The organism is Nonomuraea rubra, assembly GCF_014207985.1.
GTDB lineage: Bacteria > Actinomycetota > Actinomycetes > Streptosporangiales > Streptosporangiaceae > Nonomuraea > Nonomuraea rubra.
The window spans coordinates 208,675-225,938 of the sequence record NZ_JACHMI010000001.1; the positions used below are offsets into that span (position 1 = coordinate 208,675).

16 protein-coding genes are annotated in these 17,264 nt (G+C 71.9%); 12 read left to right on the forward strand and 4 right to left on the reverse strand.

Features of this window, described 5'->3' with window-relative positions:
• The 7 genes from HD593_RS60955 to HD593_RS00990 all read left to right on the forward strand — a co-directional run bounded on the left by HD593_RS60955 (position 1) and on the right by HD593_RS00990 (position 8,276).
• Positions 1–1,161 carry a sensor histidine kinase gene (locus tag HD593_RS60955; RefSeq protein WP_185100253.1) on the forward strand — a complete coding sequence of 387 codons (1,161 nt, stop codon included), beginning with the start codon at positions 1–3 and terminating at the stop codon, positions 1,159–1,161.
• Positions 1,158–1,826, forward strand: coding sequence for a response regulator (locus HD593_RS00965; RefSeq protein ID WP_185100254.1), 669 nt, complete (start codon positions 1,158–1,160; stop codon positions 1,824–1,826). The genes HD593_RS60955 and HD593_RS00965 overlap by 4 nt, the downstream gene beginning before the upstream one ends.
• Positions 1,827–1,974: 148 nt before the next feature.
• Positions 1,975–3,195 carry a S1C family serine protease gene (locus tag HD593_RS00970; RefSeq protein ID WP_185100255.1) on the forward strand — a complete coding sequence of 407 codons (1,221 nt, stop codon included), beginning with the start codon at positions 1,975–1,977 and terminating at the stop codon, positions 3,193–3,195.
• A gap of 379 nt (positions 3,196–3,574) precedes the next feature.
• Positions 3,575–5,668, forward strand: a complete 2,094-nt coding sequence (locus tag HD593_RS00975; RefSeq protein ID WP_221524560.1) for a PQQ-dependent sugar dehydrogenase — start codon at positions 3,575–3,577, stop codon at positions 5,666–5,668.
• A 90-nt stretch (positions 5,669–5,758) separates the two neighbouring features.
• Entirely contained in the window at positions 5,759–6,658 is a 900-nt protein-coding gene (locus tag HD593_RS00980) for a sugar phosphate isomerase/epimerase family protein (protein WP_185100256.1), read from the forward strand.
• 98 nt (positions 6,659–6,756) lie between these two features.
• On the forward strand, positions 6,757–7,560 hold the full coding sequence (locus HD593_RS00985; protein WP_185100257.1) for a glycerophosphodiester phosphodiesterase: 804 nt from the start codon (positions 6,757–6,759) through the stop codon (positions 7,558–7,560).
• 146 nt (positions 7,561–7,706) lie between these two features.
• On the forward strand, positions 7,707–8,276 hold the full coding sequence (locus HD593_RS00990; protein ID WP_185100258.1) for an MFS transporter: 570 nt from the start codon (positions 7,707–7,709) through the stop codon (positions 8,274–8,276).
• Here HD593_RS00990 and HD593_RS00995 read toward each other — a convergent pair.
• Entirely contained in the window at positions 8,251–9,840 is a 1,590-nt protein-coding gene (locus HD593_RS00995) for an nSTAND1 domain-containing NTPase (RefSeq protein ID WP_185100259.1), read from the reverse strand. The genes HD593_RS00990 and HD593_RS00995 overlap by 26 nt on opposite strands.
• A gap of 342 nt (positions 9,841–10,182) precedes the next feature.
• Between HD593_RS00995 and fxsT the strand changes: the two genes are divergently transcribed.
• On the forward strand, positions 10,183–12,639 hold the full coding sequence (gene fxsT, locus HD593_RS01000; RefSeq protein WP_246546101.1) for an FxSxx-COOH system tetratricopeptide repeat protein: 2,457 nt from the start codon (positions 10,183–10,185) through the stop codon (positions 12,637–12,639).
• A 22-nt stretch (positions 12,640–12,661) separates the two neighbouring features.
• Here fxsT and HD593_RS01005 read toward each other — a convergent pair whose 3' ends face one another.
• A complete protein-coding gene (locus tag HD593_RS01005; protein WP_185100260.1) occupies positions 12,662–12,922 on the reverse strand; it encodes a hypothetical protein in 261 nt (86 codons plus the stop codon).
• A gap of 7 nt (positions 12,923–12,929) precedes the next feature.
• On the opposite strand from HD593_RS01005, the gene HD593_RS01010 reads away from it, so the two are divergent.
• Together HD593_RS01010 and HD593_RS01015 are read left to right on the forward strand one after the other, a co-directional pair.
• Positions 12,930–13,244 carry a hypothetical protein gene (locus tag HD593_RS01010; protein ID WP_185100261.1) on the forward strand — a complete coding sequence of 105 codons (315 nt, stop codon included), beginning with the start codon at positions 12,930–12,932 and terminating at the stop codon, positions 13,242–13,244.
• A gap of 206 nt (positions 13,245–13,450) precedes the next feature.
• Positions 13,451–13,747, forward strand: coding sequence for a helix-turn-helix domain-containing protein (locus HD593_RS01015; RefSeq protein ID WP_221524561.1), 297 nt, complete (start codon positions 13,451–13,453; stop codon positions 13,745–13,747).
• Between the two features lie 106 nt (positions 13,748–13,853).
• Here HD593_RS01015 and HD593_RS60960 read toward each other — a convergent pair whose 3' ends face one another.
• Positions 13,854–14,393 (reverse strand): zinc-binding dehydrogenase, encoded by a 540-nt coding sequence (locus tag HD593_RS60960; RefSeq protein ID WP_312903301.1) that lies wholly within the window; start codon positions 14,391–14,393, stop codon positions 13,854–13,856.
• A complete protein-coding gene (locus tag HD593_RS60965) occupies positions 14,387–14,821 on the reverse strand; it encodes an alcohol dehydrogenase catalytic domain-containing protein (protein ID WP_246546105.1) in 435 nt (144 codons plus the stop codon). Before HD593_RS60965 ends, HD593_RS60960 begins: the two co-directional genes overlap by 7 nt.
• Positions 14,822–14,936: 115 nt before the next feature.
• Here HD593_RS60965 and HD593_RS01025 point away from each other — a divergent pair, with 115 nt between their 5' ends.
• Together HD593_RS01025 and HD593_RS01030 are read left to right on the forward strand one after the other, a co-directional pair.
• On the forward strand, positions 14,937–15,893 hold the full coding sequence (locus HD593_RS01025; RefSeq protein WP_185100262.1) for a D-alanine--D-alanine ligase family protein: 957 nt from the start codon (positions 14,937–14,939) through the stop codon (positions 15,891–15,893).
• Positions 15,890–17,263 (forward strand): UDP-N-acetylmuramoyl-tripeptide--D-alanyl-D-alanine ligase, encoded by a 1,374-nt coding sequence (locus tag HD593_RS01030; RefSeq protein WP_185100263.1) that lies wholly within the window; start codon positions 15,890–15,892, stop codon positions 17,261–17,263. Before HD593_RS01025 ends, HD593_RS01030 begins: the two co-directional genes overlap by 4 nt.
• The last annotated feature ends 1 nt before the right edge of the window (position 17,264 follow it).

Consider the following 17,264-nt stretch of genomic DNA (forward strand, 5'->3'; position numbering starts at 1 on the left):
ATGTCCGAGTCACGGTTCGTCGCGCGGTTCCGTCGCTGGTACGGCACGCTGCCGACGACCCTGGTGGACGGGGCGCTCGCCGCGCTGGTGCTGCTCGTGCAGCTCTGGCCGTTCCTGTCCCGGGACAACCCGCACGGCGAGCCCTGGCACTGGTGGGGTTACGCGGTGGTGATCGCCTCCGCGGTGCCGCTGATCTGGCGGCGCCGCGCGCCGGTGCTCGTGCTGCTGGCCGCCTGCATCCCCACGGGCTTCTACGACCTCGTGGACGAGGTGGCCTCCCAGCCCATCTGGTACACGGGGCTGGTGGCCCTCTACACCCTGGCCGCGTACTCCAGCAGGTGGAAGCGGTGGATCGCGTTCGGCGTCACGCTCGGCGGTGGCCTGCTCATCGTCGGCTCGGCCGAGTCGGCGCTGCGCGGAACCGTGCAGTTCGTCGCCGCGTACGCCATCGGCCGCGCGGCCGCCGCCTCCCGTGCCCACGCCGCCGCGCTGGAGGAGCGTGCCGTCCGGCTCGCCCGCGAGCGGGAGATCGAGGCCGAACGCGCCGCCGAGCGCGAGCGGGCCAGGATCGCCCGCGACATGCACGACATCCTCGCCCACGCGGTCAGCGTCATGGTCGTCCAGGCCGAGGCCGGCCCGGTGGCGGTCACCTCGAACCCGGCCAGGGCCGTGGCCGCCTTCGATGCCATCGCGGGCGCCGGGCGCGACGCCATGGACCAGCTCCGCCGCCTGCTGAACGTGCTCAAGGAGGAGGACGGCCCGCGCGGCCCGCAGCCCACCATCGAGGGGCTGCCCGCCCTCGCCGACCAGATCCGGGGAACCGGGCTGAACGTGACATACTCCACCACGGGCTCGCCCCGGCCGCTGTCACCCGACACCGAGGTGGCCGCGTACCGCATCACCCAGGAAGCCCTCACCAACATCGTCAAGCACGCGGGCGCCGCCCGCGCCGACATCGCTCTCACCTGGCAGGACCACGCACTCATGATCGACATCACCGACGACGGCCGCGGCCGGGACCCGAGGCTCCCGTCGGGCGGCAACGGCCTGATCGGCATCCGCGAGCGCGCCGCCGCGTGCGGCGGCACCGCCGAGCTCGGCCCGCGCGCCGGCGGCGCGGGCTTCCGGGTGCTGGTCCGGCTTCCGCTGGCGGCGTCGTGAGCATCCGCGTCGTGGTGGCGGACGACCAGGAGCTGGTCCGCGCGGGGTTCAGCATGATCCTCGACGCCCAGCCGGACATCGAGGTCGTCGCCGAGGCGGGCGACGGCGCGCAGGCGATCGCCGCCGTCCGCGAGCACCGGCCCGACCTGCTCCTGCTCGACATCCGCATGCCGGTCATGGACGGCATCGAGGCCGCCCGCGCCGTCTGCGCCGACGGCGACTGCCGGGTCCTCATGCTCACCACGTTCGACCTGGACGACTACGTCTACGACGCGCTGCGGGCGGGGGCCAGCGGGTTCCTGCTCAAGGACGTCAGGCGCGACGCCCTGGTGCACGCCGTACGGGTGGTCGCGGCCGGCGAGTCGCTGCTCGCCCCCTCGGTCACCACCAGGCTCATCGCCGATTTCACCGCCCGCGCCGCCCCGCGCACCGTCGCGCCGCCGTCGGAGAGGCTGTCGGTGCTGACCGGGCGGGAGCAGGAGACGCTGCGGATGATGGCCAGGGGGCTGTCCAACGCGGAGATCGCGCGGGAGATGGTGGTCAGCGAGCACACGGTGAAGACGCACGTGAGCAACGTGCTGACCAAGCTGGGGCTGCGGGATCGGGTCCAGGCGGTGATCGCGGCGTACGAGATGGGGCTGATCGTGCCGGGCGACGCCCGCTGATTTTTGGGAATTTTTCCGGCGTGCTGATCACCTCTGCCAGCACCGATAAGGCGGAGATCAGCGGGCGCGGCCTGCCGGGCAATTCCGGCTTAGTCGGTGTTTACGCCTCATGGCTCACTCTTGTGTCATCGGGACTCTAGGAGATGACATGGACGCGAACGAGCCGCGCACCGGTGGTTGGAGCCAGTTCGGTGACACCCCGCCCTCCGCCGGAGGGTTCACCAGGCCGAACCCCGTGATGCCGCCGCCTCCGCCGCCGAGGCGCGCCGGGTTCGTGCTGACCCGCAAGGCGATCGCCGGGCTGGCGCTGGCCGCCGTGGCCGCCATGTCGGCGGCGGCGCTGGGCGGCGGGGCCGTGGGCGCGTACCTGGCGGGGGCCGGCGAGCGGCCCGTCGTGACCACCACCGCGAGCAACCCGAGCCCGGTCTTCCGCACCGCGGCCGACCAGTACACGGTGGCGCAGGTGGCGGAGAAGGTGCAGCCGTCCGTGGTGATGATCCAGGGCCAGACGAGCGAGGGCTCGGGCGTGGTGCTGTCGGAGGACGGATACATCCTGACCAACAACCACGTCGTCTCGGGGCAGAACGGCGGCCTGACGGTCAAGTTCAACGACGGCAAGACGGCCAAGGCGACCGTGGTCGGCACCGACCCGGCCACCGACCTGGCCGTGATCAAGGCCGAGGGCGTGTCGGGGCTGGCCAAGGTGGCGCTCGGGGACAGCGACCAGCTCAAGGTGGGCGACGACGTGCTGGCCATCGGCAGCCCGCTGGGCCTGGACGGAACGGTGACCTCCGGCATCATCAGCGCGCTGGACCGTACCGTGACGTCCGGGAGCGGCCGGCCCGACCAGCAGCTCCCGCCGGGCTGGGGCGGGCAGGAGCAGCAGCAGGAGGAGACGACCACGCTCGGCGGCATGATCCAGACCGACGCGGCGATCAACCCGGGCAACTCCGGCGGCGCCCTGGTGAACGCGGCGGGCGAGCTGGTCGGCATCAACAGCGCGGTCGCCGCCGACGGCGTCAACCTCGGCTTCGCGATCCCCGTGAACACCGCCAAGCACGTCTCGGAGCAGCTCATCAGCAAGGGCACGGTGAGCCACGTGTTCCTGGGCGTGAGCGTCACCGACGCCAGCGGCGACGTGTCCGGGGCGCTCATCCGGCAGGTGACCAAGGGCAGCCCCGCCGAGAAGGCCGGGCTGCGGCAGGGGGACCTGATCACCAAGATCGGCGAGACGCCGGTCCAGGGCGGCGACACGGTCGTCGGGCAGGTGCGCGGCTACAAGGTCGGCCAGCAGGTGGCCATCACGTACCAGCGTGACGGCGAGGAGCACACGGTCACCGTCACCATGCAGGAGCCGAAGCAGCAGTAACCCGCACCCGGCACGCGCCCCGCGCCCCGCGCCCCGCCGGCACCGCAGCGCGTCCGCCGGCACGGCGGCGCGTCCCGCCTGCAGCGCAGTGGTACCGCCTGCAGCGCAGTGCGTCCCGCCTGTGCCGCGCAGCGCGTCCGCGTGCTGCCGGTGGCGCGTAGCCGCGGCAGCGCGCCCAGCCTCGCCGCGTTCCTCATCACCCCGAGATCGCCCCCGCCCGCACGGGCGAGGGCGATCTTTGTCTGTGCACTTAGTCCGATCTGAGGCGGGAGATGCGCGGATCGGTGGCGATTAGGCCCTCCTCGATCGGCGTAACTCGGGTTACATTCACGTTAATTTGCCCTCTCTTATCCCCCCGAGTAGACCGAAGGAGAGAGGCATGAGCGCGAGAACCGTGATGGCGGCCCTGACTGCTGCGACGCTCCTGATGCCGGCAGCCGCCGCCCAGGCAGGCGTGGCCGCGCCGCCGCCCGACTCCCAGTTCCAGAAGGTGACGCTCAACGACAACCCGGGCGAGCCCATGGACCTGGCGGTGTTACCCGATTCCAGGGTGCTGCACACGACCAGGAAGGGCGAGGTCTGGTTACACGACCCGAAGACCGGCCTCAACACGCTGGCCGCCGACCTCGACGTCTACGAGCACGACGAGGAGGGACTGCAGAGCGTCGCCCTCAGCCCCGGCTTCGGCAAGGGCTCGAAGAAGGACGACTGGGTCTACCTCTACTACTCACCCCCGCTGAACACCCCGGTCGACGACCCCGCCACCCCGGACGTCAACGAGGGCGACGCCCCGTTCACCGGCACCCCGGCGGACTTCGCCCCCTTCAAGGGCCTGATCAGGCTGTCCCGCTTCCGCTGGAGCGGCACCACCATCGACCTGCGTACCGAGCAGCGCATCCTCGACGTCCCGGTGGACCGGGGCATCTGCTGCCACGTCGGCGGCGACATCGTCTTCGACGCCGCCGGCGACCTCTACCTGTCCACCGGCGACGACACGAACCCGTTCCAGTCCGACGGCTTCACCCCGATCGACGAGCGCGCCGACAGGAACCCGGCCTTCGACGCCCAGCGCAGCTCCGGCAACACCAACGACCTGCGCGGCAAGATCCTGCGCATCAGCGTCCGCGAGAACGGCTCGTACACCATCCCCAGGGGCAACCTCTTCAGGCCGGGCACGGCGGGCACCCGGCCGGAGATCTACGCGATGGGCCTGCGCAACCCGTTCAGGATCGAGCTGAACCGGCGCACCGGCGAGCTGTACGTCGCCGACTACTCGCCCGACCAGCAGGAGGCCGACCCGGCGCGCGGGCCGGCGGGACACGGGAAGTGGACGGTCGTCCGTAAGGCGGGCAACTACGGCTGGCCGTACTGCGCGACGGCGCGGCTGCCGTACGTGGACTACGACTTCGCCACCGGCGCCTCGGGAGCCCCGTTCGACTGCGCGGCGCCGGTGAACGAGTCGCCGCACAACACCGGGCTGCGCCGGTTGCCGCCGGTCGTGCAGCCGGACGTGTGGTACTCGTACGGGCCGTCGCAGGAGTTCCCCGAACTGGGCACCGGCGGCATCGGCCCGATGGCGGGACCGGCCTACGCCTTCGACCCGTCCGACACGCGCGGCCGGACGGCCGTGGGCTGGCCGCGCTACTACGACGGCGTCCCGCTCTTCTACGAGTGGACCCGCGACTACGTCAAGGCGTTCCACGACAACGGCAGGCGGATCGAGCCCGTGCTGCCGTCGTTCGTCTTCGACAACCCGATGGACCTGGAGTTCGGCCCCGACGGCGCGCTCTACGTCCTGGAGTACGGCGACGGCTTCTTCAGCGAGAACCCGGACGCCCAGCTCGCCCGCATCGACTACATCGGCAACACCGGCAACCACACGCCGATCCCGGTCGCGCAGGCGTCGGCGACGAGCGGCCTGGCCCCGCTCGCCGTCACCTTCACCAGCACCGGCACGGCCGACGCCGACGGCGACCGGATCCGCTACGCGTGGGACTTCGACGCCGACGGCCGGGTGGACTCCCGCAGCCCGAGCGGTTCGTACACGTACGCGGAGAACGGCATCTACCACGCCACCCTGCGGGTCACCGACCCGAGCGGCAGGTCGGCGGCCACGTCGGTGCGGATCGTGGTCGGCAACGCCGCGCCGGTCGTCGAGCTGGTGCGGCCGGTGGCCGGCCAGCCGTTCACGTTCGGCGACCTCGTCGAGTTCGAGGTGCGCGTCACCGACGACCAGGCGGTGGACTGCGCGAACGTGACCGTGGACTACATCCTCGGCCACGACGACCACGGCCACCCGCAGACCACGGCCCGCGGTTGCACGGGCTCGATCCAGACCACCGAGCCGAGCGGCCACGACCCGGAAACCGACGAACTGACCGGCGTCTTCGTGGCCACCTACACCGACCCCGGCACCGGGGGCCTGCCCCCGCTGACCTCCAGCACGCAGGTCGTGCTCGAGCCCACCAGTTAAGGCGCAAGCCCACCAGTTAGGCGCAAGCCCACCAGTTAGGCGCGAGCCCACCAGTTAAGGCGCGAGCCACCAGTTAAGGAGACAACCCGTATGTGTTACGGCTACGGCCCCAGCAGGCGTTCCCTGCTCGCGGCGGGCCTCGGGCTGGGCGCCGCCGCCCTGGCCGCCGCGTCCCCTGCCGCCGCGGCGTCCCCGCCGCACCACCACGGCGGCAGGGAACGCGTCCCTCCCGGCCAGATCAGCATCCAGCTCTGGACGGTCCGCGACGACCTGGCCCAGAACTACGACACCACCCTCGCCTACCTCGCCGAGGCCGGATACCCGAAGGTCGAGCTGGCGCTGGGCTACTTCGGCCGTACGGCGCGGCAGTTACGCGACTTCCTCGACGGGCTCGGCATCGAGGCCAGCTCCAGCCACGACGGCATCAGCCCCGACGACGCCGCGCTGGAGACGAAGATCGAGAACGCGCTGACGCTCGGCCAGACCTACATGGTCGTGCCGTACCTGGCCTCGGACAGCCTGGACGAGTGGAAGGGCTGGGCCGAGCGGATGAACGTCGAGGCGCTGGCCGCCCGCAAGGCGGGGCTGCGCTACGGCTACCACAACCACGCCCACGAGTTCACCACCGACCTCGGCGGCGGGGTGACCCCGTGGGACGTGCTCACCTCCGAGCTCGACCCGCGCCTGGTCCACCTGGAGATCGACATCTACTGGGCGGTCACGGGCGGCGTCGGGCGCGGGGCCAGGGACCCGGTGAAGTTCGCGATCGACGTCATCAGGCGGGCGCCGCAGCGAGTGCTGCAGTACCACGTCAAGGACCGGCACCTGGACGGTGACATGGCCGACCTGGGCACCGGCACGATCGACTTCCGCCGGGTCTTCGACGCCCACCGGGTCAGGGAGTACATCGTCGAGAACGACACCCCGGACGTGACGCCGAGGCAGACGTCGGAGGTGGGCTACCGCTACCTGCGCAAGCTCCGCTTCTAGCCGTTAAAAAGTTCGTGCTGACGCCACCGACACGCGGTAGAAAACGGCCGCCTGGGAACTTTCCTCCGCACTGAGACATATGGGGCCTTGGGGGAAGTATGTTCCACTCTCTCGGTGTCGTCATCACCGCGTTCATCACCGCCGCGCCGCCGCAGGTGGACAACATCGCCCACCGCGGCGGCTCGGCGAACGCGCCCGAGAACACCATCGCGGCCTGCGCCGTGGCCAGGACCCAGCGGGCGGACGTCTGCGAGTTCGACGTCCAGCAGACCAAGGACCACCAGCTGGTGCTGATGCACGACGAGACCCTGAGCCGGACCACGAACGTCGAGAAGATCTTCCCCCGGCGCAAACCGTGGTGGGTCTCCGACTTCACGCTCGCGGAGATCGAACGGCTGGACGCGGGCTCGTGGTTCGCCCCGCGCTTCCGCGGCGAGGGCGTGCCCACGCTCAAGCGGGCCCTGGAGTCGATGCGCGACACCGGCACCGGGCTGCTGCTGGAGATCAAGCACTCCCCGCGCAGCCCGGACATCGACCGCCGCGTGGCCGCCGAGCTGCAGGAGGAGCGCGAGTCCTGGAGCCCGGAGCGGCTGACCGTGCAGGCGTTCGGCTGGCAGTCGATGCGGCTCCTGCGCGACATGGTGCCCGGCCTGCCCATCGCCCTGCTCGGCAAGCCCGCCGCCGGCGGCCTCGCGGAGGTGGCCAGGTACGCCGACGGCCTCACCCTCCCGCACGCCGGCCTCACCGCCCGGTACGTGAAGAAGGTGCACGATCGCGGCATGCGCGTCTACACCTGGTCGGCCGACCGGCCCGCCCTCATCCGCCGGCTCGTCTCGTTCGGCGTGGACGGCATCATGACCAACCGGCCCGACCTCCTCCGGGCCGTCGTACGTCGCGGGTGACGCCCTGGGCCGGTGCGTCCACCGGTGAAAAACGTTCTCGCGTGTTGTGGCCTTGTATCGCTGACGCTCACGGTAGCGTGCCTGGACGCCATGCACGCCAGCCGCGCGCAGTGCCCTGCGCGCCGCCTTGGGAACAGGGATAGAGGTTGGCCAAAAGCACCGAAAGAATCGAAAGCGCACAACCGGGCCATGCCCTCGGTGCGGCGGAGCGGCTGGACCTGCAGCTCCTGTGGACCGGCTCCACCGCCTCGCACCTGGGAAACATGGCCTCCACGGTGACCGCACCCCTGCTCGCGCTCACGCTCACCGGCTCGCCGGTTTTCGCCGGATGGGTGGCTGCCGCCGGCACACTGCCGCGGATCCTGCTGCACTTGCCCGCCGGGGTGCTGGCCGACTACTCCAACCGGCGCCGCGTGATGGTCGGCAGCATGGTCATCCGCGCCGCGCTGGCCGTGCTGATGGTGGGCTGCCTGATCGCCGGAGGTGCGGGCACCGTGTACCTGCTGCCCTTGGTCAGCATCGCGCAGGGCGTCTGCGTCGTGCTCTACAGCGCGGCCGAGACGGCCGCCATGCCCAGGCTGGTGCGGCCCGGGCGGCTGGCCAGGGCCCTCACTGATCACGTACAAGCCGGCGCCGGACAGCGCGGCCAGCACGGCGCTGCCGCCGGTGATCAGGGTGAGCAGTGCGGTTTCACTGATCAACGACTCCTCCTATGAGCGCCTGGCCGAGCCCGCTCCGTACGACCGGGTCGTTCGGGATCCTGCTGACGGCCGCCATCATGTGCTCGATGGCCCTGCCCCGCCTGCCTTGGACGAGTGAGATGCGGCCGATCGCCGCCAGGGCCCAGCCCACGGAGGTGCAGTCGTTGAGTGCCTCGAACAGCGTCGCGGCGGCGAGGTGGCGGGCGGCGGCCTCGTCCAGCCGCCGCTGCTCGTAGCCGAGGTTGCCGAGCAACGTCTCGATGTCGGCACGGACTCGCATCTCCTTCGGCGGGCAGACGCGGGCGGCCTCGCGGGCCAGCCGCCCGGCCCTGCCCGGCTCGCCGGCGGCATGGGCACGCACAGCGGCGCACAGCAGCGCGGCCGGTTCCTGCGGGGGCGACGGCCACTGTCCGGCGTCGAGCCTGCGCAGCGGGGCGAGCAGCCGCTGCCGGCGCAGGCAGGGGCCCGCGCTGTGCCGGACACCCGTGATGAGGTGGCGGTCCTCCAGCGAGTGCAGGAACGCGTCGGTGATCGCGGCGGCCGGAGCCGTGCCGGTCCTGCCGCGGTGCAGGAGGGTGTGCCGCAGCCAGGACTCCAGCTCGTGCGGCGGCAGCTCGTGCTCGGCCGCGGCGGCGGCGAGCGTCCTGCCGCACCAGTCGGTCAGGGCCCGCTCGACCTCCGCCCGCAGCCGCGCGGAGTCGAACTGCTCGTGGCCTGGGGGATCACGCCACAGCTGCGCGCCGGCCACCTGGAGGAGCAGGGGGTCGATCGCCTGGGTCAGCCGGCCCACCCGGCCGCTCTCGTCCCTGATCGCGCGTAACTCCTCCAGCAGCTCCTCGACCTCGGCGGGCGGGCAGTGCAGCCGCATGGCCTGCGCGGACCGGCGCACCACGTCGGCGGCGGCCTCGGGCGTCAGGGGCCTGAGGTGGTACTCGGCGCATTCGGGCAGGCCGGCGTTCTTCACCTCATGGCGCAGGTCGTCAAGGTAGTCGGAGCGTACGGCCAGGAGCAGGCGCAGGTTCGGCCGGCGGTCCAGCGCCTCGAAGAGCTCGTCCAGCAGCCGGCGGCGGTGCCCCTCGACCGGCTCACTCGGGCGCAGGAACGCCTCCGCCTGGTCGACGGCGGCGAAGATCAGGGCACGCTCCCTGTCGCGGTCGAGGTCCTGTCTGTCACGGATGAACTCGTCGATCGACAGCGCCGCCAGCCGCCCGGGTGACTCCTCCGGGGCCCAGGACGACAGCAGGGCCAGCACGTACGGGTTGTGGCCGGGCAGGGCGGCGACCGGCCACACCTGGCACGAAGTGGCCCGGCCCAGCGGCAGCACGTTGGCGTTGTCGGCGCGCAGCCCGGGGATGAGCCCCGCGCCCAGCAAGGACGTCTTGCCCGCGGCGGCGTCGGCGTGGAGGATCGTCAGCCGGTTGCGTCGCCACAGCCCGCGCAGCAGCCGGATCTCGTCGGACCGTCCGAAGAAGAGGCTCTCGTCACGAGCGGTGGACGGCCGCGGGCCGAGGAACGGGCTGCGTCGCCGCCGCGGTGCGAAATCAAATATCGCACGGGCCGAAATGCAATCATCTCTCATTCCGCACCTCATTCCCAAGGTGCCGTACGTCGATGCGGAGCACTTGTCCGGCGCGGCCGTTTCGGGCCGCCGAAATGAAGGACAACGGTCTCGCCCCGCTGAATTGATCAGAATTTCGCGGAGTCATTGATCCGGCGCGCTCCGCCTTTGGCTGCATCTGCAGCTGCGGGCCCGTTCCAGGCGGTTAGGATGGTGCTCGTCATCATTACTTCTCCTTGCCTCTGCGGTCGCAAGCCATCCAAGGAAAACGTGAGTGGACGGGAGGCAGCACACGTGATGGTTTCAGAGCCGTTCGCCGCAAATCGATCACCGCGTGATTTTCCGCCGGTGTGGAAAGTTCCCATGCGGAACAAGAACTTCACCGGGCGGGAGGACCTGCTCAACAGGCTGCGCACGGGCATCGGAGACAACGTCACGGCGGTGGTGCCGCACACCCTGCACGGCCTGGGCGGCAGCGGCAAGACGCAGCTGGCCATCGAGTACGCCTACCGCTTCCGCGACAGCTACGACGTCGTCTGGTGGGTCCCCGCCGACCAGCCGGGTCTGGTCCGCGCGACCCTGGCGCAGCTCGCGCCGCAGCTGGGCGTGCCCGACGCCATCACGGCCGGCATCGAGGACGCCGCCAACGCCGTGCTCGAAGCCCTGCGCAGGGGTGATCCGTACGCCCGCTGGCTGCTCATCTTCGACAACGCCGACCAGCCGGAGGACTTCGCCGAGCTCATCCCGCCCGGCCCCGGCGACGTCCTGGTCACCTCGCGCAACCCCCGCTGGGCCGGCGTCTACGAGACGATCGCCGTGGACGTCTTCCCGCGCAAGGAGAGCATGGAGTTCCTCGCCAAGCGCATGAGCTCGGTCACGATCGAGGAGTCCGACAAGCTGGCGGAGGCACTCGGCGACCTGCCGCTGGCGCTGGAACAGGCGGCCGCCCTCCAGGTCGAGACCGGCATGCCGGCGCAGGAGTACCTGCGACTGTTCGAACAGCAAGCCTCCAGCCTGCTGAAGGAGGGCAAGCCCCCGGAGTACCCCTGGTCGATGACGACGGCCTGGAGGCTGTCGGTCACCAAGCTGCGCGAGCACCTGCCGCAAGCCATGGAGCTGCTGCGCACCTGCGCGTTCTTCGGCCCTGAGCCCATCCCGCGTGACGCCTTCCGCCCGGTCAAGGGCCCGGTGCGGCGCGAGGTGGCCGACCTGCTCGCCAATCCCATCCAGCTGAGCAAGGCCATCGCGACGCTGGCGCGCTACGCGCTGGTGCGCATCGACCCCGACGAACGCACGCTCCAGGTCCACCGGTTGATCCAGGCGCTGCTGAGGGAGGAACTGCCCGCGCCGCTGCGGGACGAGATCCGCTCGGAAGTGCACTCTCTCATCGTCGAGGCGGCCCCCGTTGACTTCGACCATCCTGTGAACTGGCCGCGCTACCAGGCGCTGCTCGCCCACGTGGACCCGGCGGAGGTGGCGAAGAGCACCCGGCCGGACGTCCGGTCGTTCGCGCACGACATGCTGGGCGCCCTGGTGTCGTGGGGCGACTATCGCACCGCCGGCAGGTACGCCGACACGTTCGTGCACCAGTGGTCCCGGGACTCGGGGGCCGATGACCCCGACGTGCTGCGGGCCCAGCGCGTCAAGGGCGACATGCTGCGCGAGTTCGGCCGCTACACCGACGCGTACGAGCTGAACACGGCGACGCTGGCCACCATGCGCGAGGTCATGGGGGCCGACCACCGCGAGGTCCTGATCCTGCTCAACGGCATCGGCGCCGACCTGCGCGGGCGCGGCCGGTTCATCGAAGCCAGGGAGCACGACAAGGCTTCGGTGGAGCGGCACCGGGCGGTGCTCGGCTCCGACGACGTGCAGACGTTGCGGGCGATCGCCAACCTGGCGATCGACTACGGCCTCACCAGCGACTACCGGGCCTCGCAGAGGCTGCTGGAGGAGGCATACCGCACGGCCCTGGCCAACAGGGGCCAGGTGAGCCGGGGCGCCTTCCTCAACCTGTGGGCCGGCCTGGCCCGGTCGGTCAGGCAGTGCGGCGACTACCACGAGGCATGCGACGTGGGTAGTGACGCGCTCGGCTACGGGCGGCAACATCTCGGCGCCGACCACCCGCGCGTGCTCCTCGTGCAGAGGGACCTGGCCATCGCCCAGCTCCGGGCAGGCGAGCGGGAGGAGGGCCTGGAGCTGGCACGGGACGTGCACGCGCGATACATGCGCATCTACGGCCTCAACCACCCGGGCACGCTGGCCGCGGCCGTCTGCCTGGCCAACTCGCTGCGCGCCAACGGCCTGGTGGAGGACGCCTACCTGCTCGCCAAGGACACCATGGAGCGCTGCGTCAGCGTCTACGGCTCCGAGCACCCGTACCACTTCGGTTGCATCGGCAACGTGGCGCTGCTGGAGCGGGTGCGGGGCGAGCCGGCGCGGGCGTACGAGCTGAACGAGCGGGCGCTGGCGGGGCTGGAGGAGAGGCTGGGGCGCGGCCACCACTACGCGCTCACCGTCGCGGTCAACCTGGCCGGCGACCTCGCGGCGTTGGGCGAGCACGAGCAGGCCTGCCGGTTGGGCGAGGAGTCGCTGCAGCGGCTGCGCCGGCTCCTGGGAGAGCAACATCCAGCCTCGCTCGCCGCCGCCGCCAACCTGGCCGCCGACCTGTCCGCCGCCGGCCGGGGCGACGAGGCCAAGCGGCTGTTCGAGGAGACGATGCGGCGCTACGGGGAGACGCTCGGGCACGAGCACCCCGACGCGCTGGTGGCGGCCGAAGGACGCCACCTCGACCTCGACTTCGACCCGCCGCCGATCTAGCCTCTCCCGCCGATCCGGCCGGTCAGCGGGGAGCGGCGGTCAGGAGCGCCACGTCGTCGGCCACGTGCCGCCGGATGTGCGTGATCAGCCGGTACGGGTCGCGGCAGTAGTCGGAGGGGTTGCGGAAGCCCGCGCCGGAGCGGTACCGGTGCGGGTAGAGGCCGCCGCCGCAGACGCGGGCGATCGCGCACGAGGAGCAGCGGGCCGGCAGCGCCTGCTCGCCGCTCTGCCGAGCCGCCACCGACGGCAGCAAGAGTGCCGTGTCGAACGAGTCGCGCAGCACGTGCAGCATGGTGACCCGTGCAGCGGCCTACCCGGACGTCGAGCTCGGCGAACAGCCGCAGAAAGGCCCCGGTGAGCAGCACCCCGTTGGTCTGCACCCGGACGGTCGCCGTGACTCCGCCGCCGCGCTCGGCCCGCAGCCGGTTCACCGCGTAGCGGGTGCGGTCGACGCCCGCGGGCAGCGGCTGGCCGCGGTGCAGGACGATGTCGACGTCCCGCATGCCGTGCGCCGCCACCCCGACTCCAGCAGGCCGCCCGCGTCGAGGCCGGCCGGCCGTTCGAGCTCGCACCGGGCGTTGTTTCCCACGCTGATCTGCTCCTGATGGCGAGATGCGAGCGCAGCGGTGGCTGAGGGCTCGGCGGCACGGGATGCCCGGGATCCGAGATCGGCAAACGCCCGCCACATGGACAACGACCGGGCAGGAAACGGTCATGACTCTGGCCACCCCGTCGTGCCACGCTCCGGCAGATCCGCTTCCCCGCCACGGCCGGGAAGCCGGGCCCGCCCGAGCCGAGACAAGGAACCGATGTGAGCTTGGACTACCGCTGGCACCTGCGGAAGGTGATGGCCGTCCGCGGCCTGTACGCCACCACGGACCTGCGGCCCCTGCTCGCGGAGCGGGGGCTCCGGCTGTCGCAGAGCCAGGTCTACCGGCTGGTCGCCGAGCGGCCGGTACGGCTCAACCTGAGCGTGCTGATGGCCCTGCTGGACATCCTCGACTGCACGATGGAGGAGCTCATCGAGCCGGTACCGGCAGCCGGGCGCGGGCCGAGGGCCGAACGACCGGCGGGCGGGCGCGGGCCGAGCATCGAACGACCGGCTTGAGCGGCTCACGCCGGCCGAGCGCCGAACGACCGGCTTGAGCGGCTCACGCCGGCCGAGCGCCGAACGACCGGCCTGAGCGGGCCCACGCCCGCTCAGGCCGGGAGACTCAAGGGATCAGCAGCGTCTTGCCGAGCGTGGCCCGCTTGGCGACCGCCGCGTGCGCGTCGGCGGCCCGCTCCAGCGGGAACGTCTGCCCGATCACCGGCCGCAGCCGCCCGGCCGCGCCCTCGGCCAGCGCCTGCACCGACAGCTCGTACGTGGCCTCCGGCGACGGGAAGGCCGCGCCCATCGGCACCACGGTGACGCCCCGCCCGGCCGCCTCCTCCTCGGGGACCGACGTCATCGACCCGCTCCCCGCCCCGAAGGCCATGAACCGCCCGCCCCGCCTGACCAGCTCGAACGCCGCCCGCCCGATGGCACCGCCCGCGGGATCGGCGGCCACGTCCACACCCGCACCACCGGTCGCCTCGCGTACCCGCTCGGTCCAGTACGGCTCGGTGTAGTTCACGCCCACCTCGGCGCCCCGGCTCAGCGCGAGGTCCAGCTTGGGCCCGGAGCTGGCGGCGGCGATCACCCGCGCGCCCGCCTGCCCGGCGAGCTGGATCAGCAGGCTGCTGACGCCGCTGGCGGCGGCCCCGATCAGCACCCACTCGCCGGCCGCTGGGCGAGCGCCCGCGTGATGCCCAGCGCGGTGCGGCCGTCGTTCAGCAGGCCGGCCGCGTCGCGGAAGCCGAGCCCGTCCGGGATCGGGATCAGCAGGCCCGCGTCGACCACCACCTTCTCCGCGTAGCCGCCCGAGCCGCCGGTGGTGCCGGCCACCCGCCGCCCGACCAGCTCGGCGTTCACGCCGGGCCCCGCCGCCACGACGGTCCCGGCCACGCCGTTGCCGGGCACGAACGGCAGCGCGGGCAGCCGCATGGGCGCCGAGCCCGACCGCACCTGCGTCTCCACGTACGTGATCCCGATCGCCGCCGTCTCGATCAGCACCTGTCCCGCACCTGGCACGGGATCCGGCGTCTGCTCGATCCGCAGCACCTCGGGCCCGCCGAACTCCCTCAACCAGACAGCACGCATTCTTGGACTCCTTCAAACCCTCGGGCAGAAAATGGACAACGAATGGCCTGGGAAGCGATCAGCCGGACCACCCAGAATCACCGGGTTGGCTACAGGTGAGGAAGGCTGATCGACCATGAGTGAACGCCTGCGCGTCGCCGTGCTGGCGGGCGGGCCGTCTCCCGAGCACGAGGTCTCGCTGCAGTCGGCGCAGGCGGTGCTCGACACGCTGCCGAAGGACCGGTACGACGCGATCCCGGTCATCATCGACCGGCACGGCAGATGGCCTTTGGACCTGCGCCGCGGCGTCGCGGACGTGGTCTTCCCCGTCATGCACGGCCCGTACGGCGAGGACGGCGTCATCCAGGGCCACCTGGAGACGCTGGGCCTGCCGTACGTGGGCTGCGGCGTCCTGGCCTCGGCCGTGGCGATGGACAAGAGCGCCATGCGGCGCGCGTTCCTCGCGGAGGACATCCCGGTCACGCCGCACGTCTGGTTCACCGAGCACGACTGGCGGACCACGACCGACCCGTGGAGCCTGGTGAAGCCGCTCGCCTGGCCGATGTACGTCAAACCGGCGAACATGGGCTCATCCATCGGCATCTCCCGCGTCACCTCCATGGAGGAGCTGCGGGCCGGGGTCGAGCTGGCCTTCACCTATGACCGGGTGGTCGTCGTCGAGCAGGGCGTCCAGGCACGCGAGCTGATCTGCGGCGTGCTCGGCGACCATGACACCCCCGAGGCCTCGGTGACCGGTGAGCTCCACGTCCACGGCGACTGGCTCGACTACGAGGCCAAATATCTCAGCCACTCGGAGATCGCCACTATTCCCGCCTCGCTGCCCGCCCGGGTGTCCGAGGAGGTGCGCGAGCTGTCCCTGCGCGCCTTCCGCGCGGTCGGCGGGTACGGGCTGTCCAGGGTGGACTTCCTCTACGAGGAGGGGACCGGCAGCCTGTACGTGCTGGAGATCAACACCATGCCCGGCTTCACTCCTCGATCCGTCTACGCCAGGGCCTGGGAGGCCAGCGGGGTCCCGTATCCGGACCTGCTTGGCCGCCTCATCGACCTGGCGCTCGCCAGGAGCTCCTCATGATCCCGATGACGCTGGCCGAGATCGCCCAGGTGCTGGGCGCCGGCCTGCACGACGTGCCGGACCCGGACGCGCTGGTGACGGCGCCGTCGGCCGTCGACTCGCGCGAGGTGGTGCCCGGCGGCCTGTTCGCCGCCACCCCCGGCGCCCGCGTGGACGGCCACGACTACGCGGGCACGGCCGTGGCAGCAGGTGCGGTCGCCGTGCTGGCCGCCCGCCCCGTCGGGGTGCCCGCGATCGTGGTGGAGGACGTGCAGTCGGCGCTCGGCGTGCTCGCCCGGCACGTGCTCGGCCGGCTCGACCCGACCGTGATCGCCCTGACCGGTTCCGTGGGCAAGACCACCACCAAGGACCTGCTCGCCCAGGTGCTCGAACCGCACGGGCCGACGGTCGCCACCGACCGCTCGTTCAACAACGAGCTCGGGCTGCCGCTCACCGTGCTGCGCGCCGACGCCGGCACCCGGTACCTGGTGCTGGAGATGGGCGCGGGCAGGAAGGGCGACCTGACGTACCTGACCGGGATCGCGCCGCCGGACCTGAGCCTGGTGCTCAACGTCGGCGCCGCGCACGTCTCGCGCATGGGCGGCGGGCTGGCGGACGTGGCCGAGGCGAAGGGCGAGCTGGTCGAGGCACTCCAGCCGGACGGGTACGCGCTGCTCAACGCCGACGACCCGTACGTGGCGGGCATGGTGCCGCGCACCAGGGCCAGGGTCGTGCTGTACGGACGGTCGCCGGGCGCCGCCGTACGGGCCGAGAAGGTGACGCTGGACGGGGCGGGCAGGGCCGCGTTCGACCTGATCATGCCCTCGGGCCGGGCCAGGGTGGAGCTCGGCCTGGTCGGCGCGCACCAGGTGGCCAACGCGCTGGGCGCCGCCGCGGTGGCCGTCACGCTCGGGCTGCCCGCCGACCGGATCGCCGCCGGGCTGAGCGCGGCCACGCGCCGCTCGCCGGGCCGCTTCGAGATCACCGAACGGCCCGACGGCGTCACGGTCATCGACGACGCCTACAACGCCAACCCGGAGTCGATGCGGGCCGGGCTGCACGCGTTCAAGGCGATGGCGGGTGGCCGCCGCACGATCGCGGTCCTCGGCGGGATGGGGCAGCAGGCCGACGCCTCGCAAGCCCGGCACGCCCAGGTGGGGCGGCTGGTGGCCCAGCTCGGCATCGACGTGCTGATCACCGTGGGAGGCGAGGACATGCCGGCCATGGCACGGGAGGCGGAGCTGTCCGGCCTGGGCACCGCCGTCCACCGGAGCGAGGACGTGACGGAAGCGATCACCCTGCTCAAGGAGCTGATCGAGCCCGGGGACGTGGTGTTCGTCAAGGCGTCCAGCGAGTACGGGCTGGGTGCCTGCGCCCGCGCCCTGCGCTGAC

What these genes read in the sequence shown, in the direction of transcription:
- HD593_RS60955 (WP_185100253.1), top strand. Translation starts at nt 1, where the DNA reads ATGTCCGAGTCACGGTTCGTCGCGCGGTTCCGTCGCTGGTACGGCACG.
- HD593_RS00970 (WP_185100255.1), top strand. Translation starts at nt 1,975, where the DNA reads ATGGACGCGAACGAGCCGCGCACCGGTGGTTGGAGCCAGTTCGGTGAC.
- HD593_RS00975 (WP_221524560.1), top strand. Translation starts at nt 3,575, where the DNA reads ATGAGCGCGAGAACCGTGATGGCGGCCCTGACTGCTGCGACGCTCCTG.
- HD593_RS00980 (WP_185100256.1), top strand. Translation starts at nt 5,759, where the DNA reads ATGTGTTACGGCTACGGCCCCAGCAGGCGTTCCCTGCTCGCGGCGGGC.
- HD593_RS00985 (WP_185100257.1), top strand. Translation starts at nt 6,757, where the DNA reads ATGTTCCACTCTCTCGGTGTCGTCATCACCGCGTTCATCACCGCCGCG.
- HD593_RS00995 (WP_185100259.1), bottom strand. Translation starts at nt 9,840, where the DNA reads ATGAGAGATGATTGCATTTCGGCCCGTGCGATATTTGATTTCGCACCG.
- fxsT (WP_246546101.1), top strand. Translation starts at nt 10,183, where the DNA reads ATGCGGAACAAGAACTTCACCGGGCGGGAGGACCTGCTCAACAGGCTG.
- HD593_RS01010 (WP_185100261.1), top strand. Translation starts at nt 12,930, where the DNA reads ATGGTGACCCGTGCAGCGGCCTACCCGGACGTCGAGCTCGGCGAACAG.
- HD593_RS60965 (WP_246546105.1), bottom strand. Translation starts at nt 14,821, where the DNA reads ATGCGTGCTGTCTGGTTGAGGGAGTTCGGCGGGCCCGAGGTGCTGCGG.
- HD593_RS01025 (WP_185100262.1), top strand. Translation starts at nt 14,937, where the DNA reads ATGAGTGAACGCCTGCGCGTCGCCGTGCTGGCGGGCGGGCCGTCTCCC.
- HD593_RS01030 (WP_185100263.1), top strand. Translation starts at nt 15,890, where the DNA reads ATGATCCCGATGACGCTGGCCGAGATCGCCCAGGTGCTGGGCGCCGGC.